Source organism: Herbiconiux daphne (assembly GCF_024979295.1).
GTDB lineage: Bacteria > Actinomycetota > Actinomycetes > Actinomycetales > Microbacteriaceae > Herbiconiux > Herbiconiux daphnes.
Window position 1 is genome coordinate 1 of the sequence record NZ_JANLCJ010000475.1, and the last position, 645, is coordinate 645.

The 645-nt window shown below is 43.3% G+C and carries 1 protein-coding gene; it reads right to left on the reverse strand.

Translation table 11 applies throughout. The annotated features are described in order from the left end of the window. On the reverse strand, nucleotides 1-645 hold a 645-nt coding region (locus N1032_RS25950; RefSeq protein ID WP_259543503.1), incomplete at both ends, for a pyocin knob domain-containing protein.

Genomic DNA, 645 nt, shown 5'->3' on the forward strand with positions numbered 1-645 from the left:
AGTTTGTGAACCGTTATTGGCGTTCAAAGCATCAACAACCAATGTGAACCAACCATTTACACCAGCAGGGTTGTTCGTCAGACCAGTCGTTCCGCCAGCATGATAACGACCACTTGAGGTGATAGTGTTCAAGTCGGTGTTGTTATCAATAACATCACTCGTTTCATCTATTCTAGCCCATGAACCCCAAACTACTGGGTTCCCAGAACGTTGACGTAACCAAACATGGCCTCCAACAACAGTCAATTTTTGGAAAGCAAATGAATTAGCTGTGTCATTGTTGGCAGAGTTTTGAACTTCTAACATGGCATAGCTCTGAGACTCGTCGGCAGGATAACCAGTTGGTTTATAACCATTGATTTGATATACACCTGTAGCATAAAGCGTATCTATATTCCCGGGAGCAACTTGAACGGCAACTTGTGTAACTTTACCATCAGTTCTTCCAGTACCACCTAAAGTTATTGGGGTGATATCGACTTGATGGGAAAGTAATTCCATCCAGTTAGCGAGGTCAGTTGCAGGAGTTTGGGATAAGATGTAAGTCGTTTTCGTGTCGGTTCTGATAGCTATATCCCCAACATTAGCTGATAAGGCGAGCATGTCAGCTTCAGATGCGACTGTATAAGTGTTATTTACTGCGAC